The sequence below is a fragment of the Xanthomonas sp. NCPPB 1068 genome, assembly GCF_041479385.2.
GTDB classification, from domain to species: domain Bacteria; phylum Pseudomonadota; class Gammaproteobacteria; order Xanthomonadales; family Xanthomonadaceae; genus Xanthomonas; species Xanthomonas cannabis.
The window spans coordinates 885,798-901,279 of sequence record NZ_CM192986.1 but is presented as its reverse complement, the minus strand read 5'-3'; the positions used below and the strand labels follow the sequence as shown (position 1 = coordinate 901,279).

7 protein-coding genes and 1 pseudogene are annotated in these 15,482 nt (G+C 68.5%); 1 reads left to right on the top strand and 7 read right to left on the bottom strand.

Annotated features, from left to right (window positions below; genetic code table 11):
• Positions 1-6: 6 nt before the first annotated feature.
• The 6 genes and pseudogenes from ACCQ12_RS03765 to xerD form a co-directional block, all read right to left on the bottom strand.
• Positions 7-363: pseudogene (locus ACCQ12_RS03765) on the bottom strand (ESPR-type extended signal peptide-containing protein); the annotation flags it as partial.
• A gap of 546 nt (positions 364-909) precedes the next feature.
• On the bottom strand, positions 910-2,793 hold the full coding sequence (locus ACCQ12_RS03760; protein ID WP_506191670.1) for a S8 family peptidase: 1,884 nt from the start codon (positions 2,791-2,793) through the stop codon (positions 910-912).
• An 88-nt stretch (positions 2,794-2,881) separates the two neighbouring features.
• The gene (locus ACCQ12_RS03755; RefSeq protein ID WP_506191675.1) at positions 2,882-6,703 is read right to left on the bottom strand and encodes a YadA-like family protein; all 3,822 of its coding nucleotides are present in this window, start codon (positions 6,701-6,703) and stop codon (positions 2,882-2,884) included.
• Between the two features lie 925 nt (positions 6,704-7,628).
• The gene (purL, locus tag ACCQ12_RS03750; RefSeq protein ID WP_372382983.1) at positions 7,629-11,780 is read right to left on the bottom strand and encodes a phosphoribosylformylglycinamidine synthase; all 4,152 of its coding nucleotides are present in this window, start codon (positions 11,778-11,780) and stop codon (positions 7,629-7,631) included.
• 361 nt (positions 11,781-12,141) lie between these two features.
• The gene (locus ACCQ12_RS03745; RefSeq protein ID WP_047697084.1) at positions 12,142-12,942 is read right to left on the bottom strand and encodes a DsbC family protein; all 801 of its coding nucleotides are present in this window, start codon (positions 12,940-12,942) and stop codon (positions 12,142-12,144) included.
• A gap of 210 nt (positions 12,943-13,152) precedes the next feature.
• Positions 13,153-14,124 carry a site-specific tyrosine recombinase XerD gene (xerD, locus tag ACCQ12_RS03740; RefSeq protein ID WP_047697277.1) on the bottom strand — a complete coding sequence of 324 codons (972 nt, stop codon included), beginning with the start codon at positions 14,122-14,124 and terminating at the stop codon, positions 13,153-13,155.
• 349 nt (positions 14,125-14,473) lie between these two features.
• On the opposite strand from xerD, the gene ACCQ12_RS03735 reads away from it, so the two are divergent.
• Positions 14,474-14,935, top strand: coding sequence for an RDD family protein (locus ACCQ12_RS03735; protein WP_184371619.1), 462 nt, complete (start codon positions 14,474-14,476; stop codon positions 14,933-14,935).
• A gap of 257 nt (positions 14,936-15,192) precedes the next feature.
• Here the strand turns inward: ACCQ12_RS03735 and ACCQ12_RS03730 are convergent, their stop codons facing one another.
• A complete protein-coding gene (locus ACCQ12_RS03730) occupies positions 15,193-15,390 on the bottom strand; it encodes a hypothetical protein (protein ID WP_184390042.1) in 198 nt (65 codons plus the stop codon).
• Positions 15,391-15,482: the final 92 nt, after the last annotated feature.

The following is a 15,482-nucleotide window of genomic DNA, read 5'->3' as shown; positions in this document are numbered from 1 at the left end:
GCCGATCGCATTGGTCTGGCGCCCGATCGCGCTGCTGTTCACGCCGCTGGCGCTGCTGTCGGCGCCGGTGGCCACTGCGCCGGTCGCGCTGGCATGGCTGCCTGCGCCGATGGCGGTCGCCTTGGCGGCGGGTGCAGCAGCGCCGCGGCCGACTTCGACCGACTGCGCGGTGGCGGGGAGCGGCGTGACAAGTCCGGCGCCACCCAGCGCCAGGGTGATGGCGGCGGCCAGGGCCAGGCTCTGGCGGCGGTCGATGAGCGAGGCTGGAGCGACGGCTCCGGGGCTGTCACCGCTGGCCAATTCCGATGCCACGGCCCATACGCCCAGTGATTTGTTCCAGACCTTGCGATAAATCCGATTCATCGACGCACGACTCCTGAGTTGTTTGGACTGGTTTTTGGCGAACACCCACCATCGGAAGGCCGTTCGGCCAGGCGATTCCCCGCGGTTGGTTGCGCTATGGACCTTGCGGCGATGGGCGGCTCGCGCCTGCACCCTGGATAGTCAAAAAGTGAACGCTACCCAACCATAGAACTGCGCGAAGTGTTAACAGTCGTCAAATCAGGCGTCAAGTTTTTGACAGAAAGCGAAGATAAGCGCGCATTTGGTCACACTTCTGCTTGCTTTTATTATTTTTTTGATAATTCTTTGGAAAACAGCGACCTAGATCGTGTCTCACGAGACATTCGGATCCTGAATAGCCGTGTCTGGTGAGGACAAAAAAGCCCGCTGGCAGGACGCCAGCGGGCTTGGTTGCGCAAAACCGTACGCGGAACTGGTCAGAAGGCCGGTCAGCGCGCTCCCGCGCCGCCGTCCTCAGGCTGCGCCCTCGTCGCCGAGACAGGTGTTACCTACAGAACTGCGCCAAGAAACCGACGACAGCGCTCCCTTGCGCTGCCGCGTGTCGGATCACTGACGCGCCAGCAGACTCACCCCATCGAAGCCACTGCCATCGAGCCGGAGGAAATAGGTTCCGGTGCGTGGCGCGGTGAAGCGCACGGTCTGGCTGGTTCCGCTGCGGCTGGACATGCCGTCGTTATCGGTCGCGGTCGGCGCGCGGCCCAACGCGACATACAGCGCGGTCTGCCCGCTGCCGCCGAAGCTGATGAAGCTCAGTACCGCGCCGGCATTCGCTTCGAAGGCAAAGACGCCGGCATCGCCGGCCACGTTCGACAGACCGCGTTCGGCCACGCCGTTGCGCAGCGTCTGCGCGTCCAGCTGGCAGCTCAGGTCGCCACTGTCGCAGCGGCGCAGTGCACGATCGATGGCCGCGGCGGCGTCCACGATGCCGCTGCCGGCCGGCGTGGTCAGCGGCAACTGCACGGGAAAGGCGCGCGCGCTGCGCTTGAGCAGGCGTTCCAGCGCCGCAGGTGTCAACGGCGGTTTGCCGTCGGCGATCAAGGCGCTTTGCACCAGTGCGGCGGTCCCGGCCACATGCGGCGAGGCCATCGAGGTCCCGGCAAAACCAGGCCCGACATAGGTGAATTGCCCGGACGTGGGCGTGGTTTTGCCGGTGTAGCCGGTCTGCCAGATCCAGCTGCCGATCAGGCCGTCGTACAAGGTGTCGGTTTCCAGATTGCGCGCGCCGCCGCCGGGTGCGGCCAGATCGATCAAGCTGCCGAAATTGCTGTAGTACGCCAACCCGCCGGTCAGGCGGGTGGCCGCCACCGACACCACGTTGGCACAGTTGGCCGGCACCGCGCTGGATACATCCGAGCTGTCGTTGCCGGCCGCCACCACCACGGTGGTGCCTCGCGCTACCGCGCCGTTGATCGCCGCCTGCGTCACCGAATCGCAGGGACCGAAGCCGCCCAGGCTCATGTTGATGATTTCCGCCGGATCGCGATTGTCCGGCACGCCATCCACATGCCCGCCGGACGCCCACACGATGGCATCGCTGATGTCCGAAGACGAACCCCCGCAATGGCCGAGCACGCGCACCGGCAACACCTTGGCCTTGTAGGCCACGCCGGCGCCGCCGATGCCGTTGCCGGTGGCTTCGGCAATGGTGCCGGCCACGTGCGTGCCGTGCCAGGAACTGTCGCGGGCCGCTGAAAAAATGCCGCATTCGCCGTCCGTCGCTTCCCAATCCCCGTAATCCAGCGCCCCCGGCACGCGCGCATCGGTGGCGCGTCGCGAGGTGTCGGCGTTGGTGATGAAGTCGTAGCCCTGCAACAGGTTGCCGGCCAGATCCGGGTGCCCCGGCAAGATGCCGGTGTCGATCACGGCCACCACCACGCCCTCGCCTTGCGCGGTCTTCCACGCCGCCGGCGCATCGATGCCGCCGACCGGATCGGTGAGATGCCATTGATTGCTCGCCAGCAACGGGTCGTTGGGGAGGCTGCCACCGCTGTTCTGCAACGGATACATGCGCGTGTCGATCTGCGCATATTCCACCGCAGGATCCGCTTGCAACGCACGTACCAGGCGATCGGCGTCGCTGCGGCGCAGTCGAGTGGGCAACTTGATCAACTCGCTGCCCACTGCCAGCGTCCGCACATGCGTCGGCGCCGGATGCACGCCGCTGCGCGCGGCCGGAGCCAACTGCACGGCAGCGCGTGACGCGGCCGCGGTGATCGTGGCCACCGACGCGGCGCCGACACTGCGCGCGGCCACCGTGCCGCTGCGATATTTGACGATGATGCCGTCGACCGGCGCATCGCGCAGGGCCTGCTGACGTTGCACGGTGCGCATGCCGGCATCGGCGGCAGCCGCAAGGGCGCTGCCGCCGGACAGCAAGAGTACGGCGCTGCAGGCGATGGCAAGCGCGCGGGAATGATGGGTCTGAATCACGATGACGTCCTCTTCAAGATGAAATGCATGGCGAATGAGTGAGCGCGCAGCGGCCGCACATGCCACCGCTACGCGTGCAAGGCCTGCGTTACCAGCCGAAACCGGCACCCACGCCGATCGAGCTGTCGTCGCCGCTGAGCGCACCGCCCACCGTCAACGTGGCGCGCGGGCTGATCGCACGCTGGTAGCCCACCGACAACGCCGATTCGCCGTTCTGGAATCCCACACCGGCACCGATGCGGTTCTGCGACGCGATACCCGCCACGCTGGCGGACATGTTCAACATCGCCGAGCTCATCGCGCCCTGACGGTCCAGGCGACGGTTCTGCCGACGCAGACGGTCTTCGATATCGCCCTGGTAGCTTTCGAAGCTGTCGGCCATCGCGCTGTAGCGGCTGTCCGTGTAGCTGTTGGCCGCCGCAACCCCGCTGTCCAACTGCCCCTTGTTCACTGCATCGGTGGCGCGCACGCCGGCCGCCACATTGGCCACCTGACGCTCGCCGCCGACGCTGCCCACCGACACCGTGTTGGCACGATCGGCCACCGAGCCCTGCCCCAGGGCAACCGCGCCCTGCGCACTGGCACGCGCGCCCTGACCGATCGCCGTGCCGGAGGCCGCGCTGACCTGCGCGCCCTCGCCCATCGCCACCGCATTGGTGGCCACCGCGGCAATCTGCGTATTGGCGCCCACCGCCGTGCTGCCATCGGCATTGACGCGTGCATTGCTGCCGATCGCCGTGTCGTTGGGGCCGTGCGCATACGCGCTGCCGCCAATTGCAGTACCGGTGACGTGGTTGGCCACCGCCGCCGTCCCCACTGCCGTGGACGTTGCCGCCGGCGTGATGCTGCCGACCACGGCAGCGGTGGGCGTGCCCTGCACGCCATCGGCCTGCGCAGGACTGCCGGCCGACCCCGTGGCGAGCGAGGCCGCGACAGCGCCGGTGTCGTCCGTTGCCAGTGCGCCAGCGGCAAGGTCGCTTGCACCACTGCCGCCCACCGCATTGGCCGCCGACGACGCACGGACCGACGCCGCGCGCGCGGCGCTGCCGCGTGACGCCACTGCCGTGCCGCCACGCGCATCCAGCTCGCTGACCTTGCTGTCCAGCGCAGTCAATGCCGCGCCCACGTTGTTGTAGCTGGCGCCCTGGATCACGTAGGTCGGCGCGACGAACACGCCCTGCGCGCCGATCGCCGCACCGCCGCCAAGGAAGCTGGCCGCATTGCTCAACGACTGGAACAGTTGCCCGCCATTGAGCGCATCGGTGCTGCCCGCTGCAATCGCACCGGCACCGACATTGACGATGCGACGGCTGGCCGGACCGCCGCGGCCGTTGCCATTGCCCACCGAGACCACCTCGGCCTGGTCACTGCGTGCACCTGCGCCGAGCGCGACGGAATCGGCGCCGTTGGCACCGGCGTTGGTGCCCACCGCCACCGCGTTACGCCCGCTCTCGCGGGTAAAGGCGTTGTGGCCCAGTGCCAGGCTGTTGTTGCCGAGCGCACGCGCCTGCACGCCCACCGCGACTGCCGCACTGCCGATGTCGCCGACGAACACCCCGACGCTGGCGTCGCGCCCGATCGCAATCGCATCGGCGGCGTCGGCCCTGGCGTTGGTGCCCAGCGCGATGGCATCGCGATGGACGATCGAGGTGTCGGCACCGCTGCCGATGGCAATACTGCGGTTGGCGGCACGCGCGTCGTAGCCGATGGCAATGCCTTCCTCGCCCCAGGCCGATGCTGCGCCCCCGAGCGCCACGGCACGTGGCGCGGACGCCGCTGCGCTATGGCCGATCGCCACCGCATCGGTATTGCTGCCGTTGGGAAAGACATTGGCGTTGTAGCCCAGGGCAATTGCATAGTCGGCCTGGCTCTGCGCGCCAGCCCCGATGGCAATGCCCCCGACACCGGACGCGCCGGCACTGCGCAGCGTGTTGCTGATGAGCGAGAAGCCGCCCACGGTGATGCTGCGCTCGCCGGTCGATGCCGCGCTGCTGCCAACGGCGATACTGCTTTCGCCAAAACCCAGCGCATTGAAGCCCACCGCCGTCGCCAGGCTGGCGGCGGAGGTGGCATTGAACCCGAACGCCGACGATCCGGCGCCGCGTGCGGCCGAGAAACTTCCCAACGCGGCGGTGGTGTCCTCCAGCGCCTGCGCGCCGAAACCCACCGCGGTCGACTGCGTGCCCAGTGCCCTGGCACCGGTCCCCACGGCGGTGGCAAACACCTGCATGGCGGTGGCGCCGCCGCCCAGGGCGACTGCGCCGCGCCCTTGCGCGGTGGTGGCCTGCTCCTGCTCGCCGATGATGAAGCCGGCGGCATCCACCAGCGGCACCGTGGCAACACCGCCTACCGCCAGCGCCGAGGCGTCGGAGGCACTGGCATTGCGGCCAACCGCCACGGCGTCGCGCCCGATCGCCGCACTGCCCGATCCCAGCGCGCCGGCTCCCTCGCCCAGCGCATTGCTGGCACTGCCAAGCGCAATCGCATTGCTGCCTTCGGCAAAGGCCGCCGGCTCGTCCGTGTCGGACTTGGCCAACGCAAGATGGCTATCCAGGCGTGCAGCGACCGCGCGCACGCTGTCCAGCTGCGCGACGTTCACCGCATCCGATGCCTCGGTCCCGGCCGCCACATTGGTGATCTGCCGGGTCAGGCCGGTCTGCACGTTGCCCACCGACACCGTGTTGCTGCGGTCCGCGTAGGAAAACGCGCCCAGCGCCACTGCGCTGGAGGCAGAACGGTTCCACGCATCGTCGACAAAGTCGCCTACCCGCGCGCCATAGCCGAGTGCCACCGCATCGACCCCGTTGGTCTGCGCATCGGCACCGATGGCGGTGTTGTTGCCGTTGAACCACGAGGTGCTGGCACGGGCACCGAGCGCGACGCTGTTTTCGGTATAGGTGACGCTGTCCTGGCCGATCGAGATGCCACCATCGCCCATCGTCAACGCAAAACCGCCCAGCGAGACGGTGCCCGGTGCGAAGGTGCCCGCCGAGTGCCCGATCGCTATCGAATCGGTGTTGCCGGGTCGATTGGGAAACACATTGGAGTCGTAGCCGATCGCAATGGCGTAGTCGGACTGACTCTGCGCGCCCGCACCGAAGGCGATGCCACCACGCCCGGTGGCCGCCGTGATCGCGCCGAAATCGCTGACACCCCCGATCACCACGCTCTGCGCACCGATGGCGAAAGCGGTATCGCCGATCGCAACGCTGCTGGCGCCATCGCTGCGCGCCCGGTAGCCGAAGGCGGTTGCCGTGTCGGCACTGGCCCGCGACAGATAGCCACCGGCAGTGGACAGGAAACCGCTTGCCGTGGACAGGCCGCCTACTGCGGTCGCCCCATCGCTGAAGGTCTGCGCGCGGTAGCCCAGCGCCGTGCTCTGCACGCCGTCGGCGCTGGCACCACTGCCAAGCGCGCTTGCAAATGGCGTGGCGGCCACCGCACCGCCCCCGATGGCGGTGGCGCCAACGCCTGCCGCCTGCGCGGCCAGTTCGCGTTGACCAATGACGAACCCGAACGCGTCGTAGTCGTAAACGGTGGCCACCCCCCCGAGGGCGACGGCCGATTCTCCGGCTGCCGTTGCGTTGTAGCCGATTGCGGTCGCATTGCGCTCCAGCGCCAGGCTGCCGCCGCCGAGCGCGATGGTTCCATCGCCCAGGGCATTGCTTGCATTGCCCAGGGCCAGCGCATCCTGCCCGTCGGCAAAGGGCGGCAGGTCGCTGTCGGCCGCGGGTGTTGCCGCGCGCTGGGTGGTTGCACGCTCCAACGGTGCAGCCGTGGCAGCGGCATCGATGCCCGCATCGGGACCGCAGTGTTGCTGGCCATCGATCAGGCGGCATTGCGCGCCCGGCGCCGCCTGCGCGGTGACCGCACCGGCAACGCCCGCCATGCCGAACAGCACCACCCCCATGGATGCCGTCAGCAGGCTGCCGGCCTGTGCCCGCCGCATGCTTGGCCGGTGATGTCCGGTGGCGCAGGCATGCGCCGCCATTCGGTCGAGAGCGCCCTGCTCGAGACCGTCCTGCAGATAATGTCGTTTCATTAACGCCTTACTCCCCATTGGCCTGGTGTGTAAAAAAACCGGCCACCGCGCGATTGCATCGCACGGTCCCCCTGAGGCTCTGTCGACATGCGCACACACGCCTTCTGCGGCGGAAAACCTCCCGCGCAAAAGATTCAATCAAGTAAATAAACGGATGCAGCAGATAATGCGGAAATTCCGCAAATGGATAACGCCAGATGAATCTATTGAAAAACACAGTATTCGAATGCGCTAGACGTCGCATTATCGAAGTGGCGACCATCCACCCCTGAAAAACTAGTATTTTTATTAGTTACTTAAAAAATACCACGTTCCGGCGTTTTTATTTACTTGCATACGATCTCCACGCGCCTGCAGACCGGCATCGCGCAGCGCGCTTGCGCTTCGATCTGCTGGAGGCCGTGGGCGGTCGGGGTGGGGCGCGGAGTGCGGGGTGCGGCTCGGCTGTCTGCTGGCCGGCCCCGCGCCAGGCCCGGCGCAGCAGGTATCACGGCGCAGCGGTCGCGCTGGCCGCCCAGCGGGCGCCATCAATCACCGGCGCAGGGACATCGCTGCCACCACGCGGCGCGCCTGGCGAACGCCGATGTCAGGCCATCGCACAAACGACAACGGCCGCGCGCAGGGCTGCACACGGCCGTGAATGATGGCGCTGGCAGCGGGCGACGTCCGTCGCTCACCCGGCTGGTTCCGGCAATCGGCCGGCATGCGGCTGGTTCCCGCGCCGGCCGCACGGCTTGCGCCAAATGCAGCCGGATCGCCGCGCGCCCGGGTCAGCGCGCGCGGCGTGCAGCCATCAGCCGCACCAGACGCGCGCGTTGCGGAACATCCGCAGCCACGGCGAATCATCGCCCCAGTCGGCCGGATGCCAACTCAGGTTCGCCGTGCGTGGGGTGCGCTCGGGATGCGGCATCAGGATGGTGGCGCGGCCATCGGTGCTGGTCAGCCCGGTGATGCCGTCCGGCGAGCCGTTCGGATTGAGCGGGTAACGCAAGGCCGCTGCGCCGTCGCCATCGACGAAACGCAAGGCCACGCGCGCGGCGGCCTGGTCCACGGCAGTCTCGAACTCGGCCCGGCCTTCGCCGTGCGCCACCGCCACCGGAATCCGCGAACCGGCCATGCCGCGCAGGAAGATCGACGGCGATTCCACCACTTCCAGCAGCGCGGTGCGTGCTTCGAACTGTTCGCTGCGGTTGCGCAGAAAGCGCGGCCAATGCTCGGCACCGGGAATGATGTCCTTGAGCTGGCTGAGCATCTGGCAGCCATTGCACACGCCCAGCGCGAACGTATCGCCCCGCGCAAAGAATGCGGCAAACGCATCGCGCAATGCCGAACGCTCCAGGATCGAGGTTGCCCAGCCACGCCCGGCACCCAGCACGTCGCCGTAGCTGAAACCGCCGCACGCTGCGAAGCCGACGAACTCGCTCAACTCCACGCGGCCTCCGATCAGGTCGCTCATGTGCACGTCGTAGGCGCGGAAACCGGCGCGCTCGAAGTTGTAGGCCATTTCGATCTGCCCGTTGACGCCCTGCTCGCGCAGGATCGCCACCTTGGGCCGCGCACCGGTGGCCACGAACGGCGCCGCCACATCTTCCGAGGGGTCGAACACCAGTTTCGGACGCAGCCCGGGCGCCTGGAAATCGCGCGCCAGCGCGCGTTCTTCGTCGGCGCTATCGGGGTTGTCGCGCAGCTTCTGCATGGCATGGGTCACCGACCACCACGCGTCGAACAACTCTTCCCAGCGCCATTCGGCCAGCACGCGGCCCTGCCCGCTCACGCGGATGCGCGGCGCGCCGGTGGGGCGTGCAATGCGCTGCGCGCATTCGGTCAAGGCGTGGCGCTCGACCAGATCGGCGAACGCGGCGCGGTCTTCGCTGGCGATCTGCACCACCGCACCGAGCTCTTCGTTGAACAGGCTACGGAATGCGTCCTCGCCCCATGCATCCAGGGTGATGTCCAGGCCCTGACGCGACGCGAACGCCATCTCGCACAGCGCCGCAAACGCACCGCCATCGCTGCGGTCGTGGTACGCCAGCAGCAGACCGCTCTCGCGTGCATCGCCAATCAGCTCAAAGAAGCTGCGCAGCCGCTGCGCATCGTCCAGGTCCGGCACTTCGCCGCCAAACGCCGGCAACGCCGCGTCATCGGCATACACCTGCGCCAGCACCGAGCCACCCAGACGCTGCTTGCCGCCACCCAGCCCGATCAACCACAGCTCGCTCTCTTCGTCGTTGCGCAACAACGGCGTCAACTGCCGGCGCACATCGCCGACCGGCGCAAAGGCGCTGATGATCAGCGAGACCGGTGAAACGCTCTTGTGGGTAATGACGGGACCCGGGACCCGAGACCCGGGACCCGGAACAGCAGGATCGGCGGCGACGGAGGCGCCATCGGCGAACGACGCTGATTCACGCTCTTGCGTTTGCGGTTGCTTTTCCCGAGTCCCGGGTCCCGGGTCCCGGGTCCCGCCCGTCACCCACTGCGCCTGCATCGACAGCGAGTCCTTGCCTACCGGCACGCTCAGTTCGAGCGCAGGGCACAGCTCCATGCCGATTGCGCGCACGGCGTCGTACAACAGCGCGTCTTCGCCGTTGTGGCCGGCGGCGGCCATCCAGTTGGCCGAGAGCTTGATGCTGTCCAGCCGCTGCACCGGGGCAGCGCACAGGTTGGTGATCGCCTCGCCCACTGCCATGCGTGCGGACGCAGCGGCGTTCAACAGTGCCAGCGGGGTGCGCTCGCCGATCGACATCACCTCGCCTTCGAAGGTGTCGAAGCCGGCCAGGGTGATCGCGCAATCGGCCAGCGGCAGCTGCCACGGCCCGATCATCTGCTCGCGCGCAGTCAACCCGCCCACGCTGCGGTCGCCGATGGTGACCAGAAAACTCTTGGACGCCACGGTGGGATGCGCCAGCACGCGCAGGCCGGCCTGCTGCAGGTCCAGCGAGGCGGTCTGCAACACCGGCCACTGCGGCGCCGGCGGATGCACGGCATCGCGATGCATCTTCGGCGCCTTGCCGAAGAGCACGTCCATTGGGAGGTCGATGGGGAGATCGTTGGAGGAGCCGGGACCCGGGACCCGGGACCCGGGACCCGTAACGGCGGCGTCCCGCGCTGCCGTCGGTATCGCAGCACCTTCCGACGCAAGCTGTTGCGTTTGCTCTTCCCGGGCCCCGGGTCCCGGGTCCCGAGTTCCAGCGTCCAACGTCCCATACCCCACCACCAGCCGCTCCTCGGCCGTGGCCACGCCGACTGCGGCGAAGGGGCAGCGTTCGCGGGCGCAGATGGCGGCGAATTCTTCCAGGCGCGCCTGCGGCACGCCGAGCACATAGCGTTCCTGCGATTCGTTGCACCACAGTTCCAGCGGCGACAGCGAGGGGTCGTCGGTGAGCACGCGGCCCAGGTCGATGATGCCGCCCACGCCGGAGTCGTGCAGCAGCTCGGGAATGGCGTTGGACAGGCCGCCCGCGCCCACGTCGTGGAACCAGCGGATCGGGTTGTCGACGCCCAGCGCCACGCAGCGGTCGATGACCTCCTGGCAGCGGCGCTCCATTTCCGGGTTTTCGCGCTGCACGCTGGCGAAATCCAGCGCCTCGGCGCTGTCGCCGGCCGCTACCGAACTGGCCGCACCACCGCCCAGGCCGATCAGCATCGCCGGGCCGCCCAGCACGATCACCGCATCGCCCGGCTGCAGGCGCAGCTTTTCGACCTGGTTGCGATCGATCGCGCCCAGGCCACCGGCCAGCATGATGGGTTTGTCGTAGGCGCGGGTCAGGCCCGGGCCTTCGGCAAGCTCGAAACTGCGGAAATAGCCGAGCAGGTTGGGCCGGCCGAATTCGTTGTTGAAGGCCGCGCCGCCGAGCGGGCCGTCGAGCATGATGTCCAGCGCCGGCGCCATGCGCGGGTTCAGCGCGCGCGGCGCTTCCCACGGCTGCGGCAGGGTCGGAATGCGCAGGTGCGACACCGAAAACCCGGTCAGGCCTGCCTTGGGCTTGCCGCCGCGGCCGGTGGCGCCCTCGTCGCGAATCTCGCCGCCCGCGCCGGTGGCCGCACCGGGGAATGGCGCGATCGCGGTGGGGTGGTTATGCGTTTCCACCTTGATCGCGAAGGCCGACGGCAGCACCGCCTCGCTGCGGTACTCGCCGCTGACCGGGTCCGGGCGATAGCGCGCGGCCGGCACGCCTTCCACCACCGCCGCGTTGTCGCTGTAGGCGGACAAGGTGTGCTGCGGGGTCTGCTGGTGGGTGTGCTTGATCATGCGGAACAGCGAGCGCTCCTGCGGCTTGCCGTCGATGGTCCAGCTGGCATTGAAGATCTTGTGCCGGCAATGCTCGGAATTGGCCTGGGCGAACATCATCAGTTCGACATCGGCCGGGTCGCGCCCCAGCGCGGCGAAGCGCTCGCGCAGGTAGTCGATCTCGTCCTGCGCCAGCGCCAGGCCCAGGTCGCGGTTGGCCTGCTCCAGCGCGTCCAGCGGCACGCGTTGCAACTGGCCCGGGTCGGGCACGTTGAACAGCGCCTCGGCAGCGGCGGCCGAGCCAAGCAGCGACTGCGTCATCGGGTCGTGCAGCAGCTTGGCCACGGCAGCCTGCGCGGCCGCGTCCTCCGGCCAGCCGGCCAGGTCGATGCGGGTGCCGCGTTCCACGCGCTGGATCGGCTGCCCGGCGCCGCGCACCAGTTCGGTGGCCTTGCTGGACCACGGCGACAGCGTGCCCAGCCGCGGGACCACATAGCGCGAGGAGGCATCCGCGTCGCATGGCGCGGGGGCGGCGTCGGCCTGCAGGATCCGCTGCAAGGTGGCTTGATCGGGCGCTTGCCCGGCTTCGGCGCGGATGAAGTACACGTGCCAGGCGCCAGTGATGCGCAGCGCGGGAACGAGGGTTTGCAGGCGGGTTTCGAGCCGAGCGCGGCGGAACGGCGAAAGGGCGGAAGCGCCCTCGAGGACCATCATGTCCGGGGAACCGTGTCAGAAACGGGGCTGCAGATTGTAACGGAGCCGGTGGGTCGGCGTCGGTCGGGTGTGCGGTGTTACGGATCGGGAATGGGGAATGGGGAATGGGGAATGGGGAATGGGGAGTCGGGAGTCGGGAGTCGGGAGTCGGAATCGTCAGGCAGGCCTTTGCGCTGGCGCATGCCCATGCGCATGCCGGTGTGTTGCGCGGGCCGCAGTAGGGGATGTGGCCAGATGGCGTTCCATCGCCGTTAATAGCAAAGGCCCGGATGCGGACGCACCCGGGCCTTTGTCATTGCACAGACCATTACCGCGACGGCGCCATCGGCGAGGCGCCGCGATGATCAGGGCTGAGCCCGCCTCAGCGGCTGCCGCCCGCCGTGGTCACGGCACGCTTTTCCAGCGCTTCACGCAACTGCGCCGGCGGCAGGTAGCCACCGAGCTGGGTCCCGTCCGGTGCAAAGATCGCCGGGGTGCCATTGACGCCCAGGCGCTGGCCCAGCGTGTATTCCATCGACACCGGGTTCTTGCAGTCCTTGGACGCCACCGACTGGCCGGACTTGGCGGCGGTGAGCGCCTGCTTGCGATCGGCCGCACACCAGACCGCAATCATTTCCTTGTGGTCCTGGCTGCCCAGCCCCATGCGCGGGAACGCCAGGTATTCCACGGCGATGCCCTGCTTGTTGAGCTCGCCGATCTCGCTGTGCAGCTTGCGGCAGTAGCCGCACTCCACGTCGGTGAAGACGGTGACGGTGTACTTCGGGTTGGCCGGCGCGAACACGATGCGATCGGCCTTGGGCACGGTGTCCAGCTGCTTGCGCCGATAGGCCAGCAGGCCCGGGCTGGCCGCGAACTGCTTGTTCTGGATGTCGAACGGCTGGGCCTGGATCAGGTAGCGGCCATCATCGCTGACGTACAGCACCTGCCCACCGACCACCACTTCGCGGAAGCCGGGGAACGGCGCGGCGCCGATGTAGTCGGGCTTGAAGTCCGGGTCCAGCGCCTTGAGCGCCGCGCCCACACGCTGATCCACATTGCCGGCGGCGGCAGGCGCGGTGGCGGCCGGCTTGGCGCCAGCGTTGCTTGCCGCGGGCTGCGAGGATTGCGCGCAGGCGGTGAGGCTGAGGGCGCCCAGCAGTGCGGCGATGGCAAGACGATACATTCACGCATCCAGTGGAATGGGGTGGCTGGATTCTCGCACAGGGCAGATGAAGCCAGGCAGCGGCCGCGACAGTTTGTTCGTTCGCCAGCCGGTGGGTTCGTACGCCGGGCATGCACCGCAGGCCCGCGGGCGCTGCCAACTGCGCGACCGGCACCATCGATCCTCGGGGAACGCGGGTGCAGGCGACGGCGCCGTCCCGGCAACACCTGGCTAGCCGCGCGGGTGATGCCTGGCATGCAGCGTCTGCAGGTGCTGCCGTGCGACCAGCGTGTAGATCTGGGTGGTGGACAGCGAGCTGTGGCCCAACAGCATCTGCAGCGCGCGCAGGTCGGCGCCATGGTTGAGCAGATGGGTCGCAAAGCTATGCCGCAGGCCGTGCGGGCTGACCGTTGCCGGGTCGATGCCGGCCAGCGCCGCGTAGCGTTTGACCAGCGACCAGAACTGCTGGCGGCTGGGCGGCTGCCGCGCAGCGTCGATGAACAGGGGCACTTGCCCGTCCACGGCGGGTACCGGCTTCCCGTCGGCCAGCAGCGTGCGCGCCTCGCGCAGATAGCGTTCCAGCCAGTGCTGCGATTCCTCGCCCAGCGGCACCAGGCGCTCCTTGCTGCCCTTGCCGGTGACGCGCAGCACGCCCTGGCGCAGGTTGACGCCCACCGCCGGCAGCGTGACCAGCTCGCTGACCCGCAGCCCGGCCGCATACATCAGCTCGAGCATGGCGCGGTCGCGCAGGCCGAGCGGCGTCTGGATGTCGGGCGCGGCCAGCAAGGCATCGATCTGGGTTTCGGTCAGCGCCTTGGGCAGCGAGCGCGGCAATCGCGGCGGGTCCAGCAGCGTGGTGGGGTCGTCGCTGCGCACGCCATCGCGCAGGCACAGGCCGTAGAAGGCGCGCAAGGTCGACAACAGCCGGGCATTGCTGCGCGGCGAATACCGCGCCTCGGTGCGCCAGCGCAGATAGTCGAACAACACCGCGCGGTCGACGCCGAGCAGGCCGCCGCCGGCACCATCGCGCCAGCGTGCCAGCCCCTCCAGATCGCGCCGGTAGCTCTCCAGGGTCTGCCGCGCCACGCCCTGTTCGGCCCACAACCGATCCAGAAAGCGCTCGATGGCCGCGGCGTCGGCCGCCTGGACAGGTGGCAACTGCTGGGCAAGCTGGCGGCGTTCGGCGGGACTGCTGGCTGACATCGCAACAGCATAACGGGCGGCGCGGCTGAGGGGCGCTGCGCTGGATGTCGCCTGCACGCAGCCTGCCTGGAAGCGCGGCGTCGTGATGCCGCTGCGCCAAACGGCCTTGCCAGGCTTGACCGACCGCGTCACCTGCACAGAGACCGACAACCGGCAGCGGTATGGCGGGAATGCGGCGGTCTACGCGCCGCGGGCCGGCACCACGGCAGGCAGACGCTGGGCATAGGCACGCGCCCGATCGAGACGCCTGGCGCGGCGCGATGTAGCGATGGCGCAGCACGTGCTCGCTCGGATCGCCGTCACCGCAGCGCAGCGTTGCGCCGTGCCTGCCGGCCGCTATGCTCGCGCCATGACCTCGATCCCGTCGCCTCGCGTTGCACGACCCCCCGCCCTGGTGGGCTGGCGACTGCTGGCGCTGTGCTACGACGCCTGGCCGGTGCTGGCGCTGTCGATGCTGATCTCCGCCGCGTTCACGCTGGGCTTTACGCTCGCCGGGCACCCGGCGCGCGAAAACATCGCTCCCTTCAGCAGCTGGCAGTGGCTGCTGTGGCTGTGCTGCTGGGTCGCCGGCGGAATCTACGCCACGGTGAGCTGGCGGCGCGGTGGGCAGACCCTGGGCATGCGCCCGTGGCGACTGCAGCTGCAAGGGCCATCACCCAGCTGGCGACAGGCCTGGATGCGTTATGCAGTGGGCACGCTGTCGCTGATGCTGGGCGGCGCCGGATTCTGGTGGGCATGGCTGGATCGCGAGCGCCTGACCTGGCATGACCGTGCGAGTGGCACCCGGCTGGAGCGCATTCCCAAGCATTAGCCACAACCAACACGTCGCCAGCTAATGCTAGTTAGGGGAATGTGCTGCGGCTGAGTGGCCGTTTTGCGACATGCCGATTGCGGATACCAGCGAGCTCCTGTGAGCCTGTCAACGGCATGCGCTGGCAAGGGCACTACGCAGCCGCCTCGGGGACCTGCCCGCACGTGCGAGGTCGAACACGCGCTCACCTAATGAACGGCGGCGCGTCGGCTGCCGGAACCGGCCAGCCAGTATGCCTGACGGATTTCCCCACCCCTCTAACGGGTGATGACCTCGCGCCACGCCATCAAACGGCGGGCCGCCTGCTCGGCTAAAGCGTCCGTGTCGTCAAGACCCATGCGCTGCCCGGAGATCTCACGCAGGGTCGTGGCGACCGTTGCCTGATCAGCACCCTGCCAGAGCAGCGTGCATATTTCGGGAACATAGCTGTCGTACTCATCACGCGCCTGCGGCACGCCCGCAACTCCGATCGGATCCCACAGATAATGCAGTACCTCGCTGACCGCCTGCGCAAGCGCACGTCGGTCGGCATCGGGCAAGGCCTGCG

Excerpts from the sequence above, each read along its gene's own strand:
- xerD (WP_047697277.1), bottom strand. The coding sequence starts at position 14,124 with ATGTCAGCCAGCAGTCCCGCCGAACGCCGCCAGCTTGCCCAGCAGTTG.
- ACCQ12_RS03745 (WP_047697084.1), bottom strand. The coding sequence starts at position 12,942 with ATGTATCGTCTTGCCATCGCCGCACTGCTGGGCGCCCTCAGCCTCACC.
- ACCQ12_RS03735 (WP_184371619.1), top strand. The coding sequence starts at position 14,474 with ATGACCTCGATCCCGTCGCCTCGCGTTGCACGACCCCCCGCCCTGGTG.
- purL (WP_372382983.1), bottom strand. The coding sequence starts at position 11,780 with ATGATGGTCCTCGAGGGCGCTTCCGCCCTTTCGCCGTTCCGCCGCGCT.
- ACCQ12_RS03755 (WP_506191675.1), bottom strand. The coding sequence starts at position 6,703 with ATGGGGGTGGTGCTGTTCGGCATGGCGGGCGTTGCCGGTGCGGTCACC.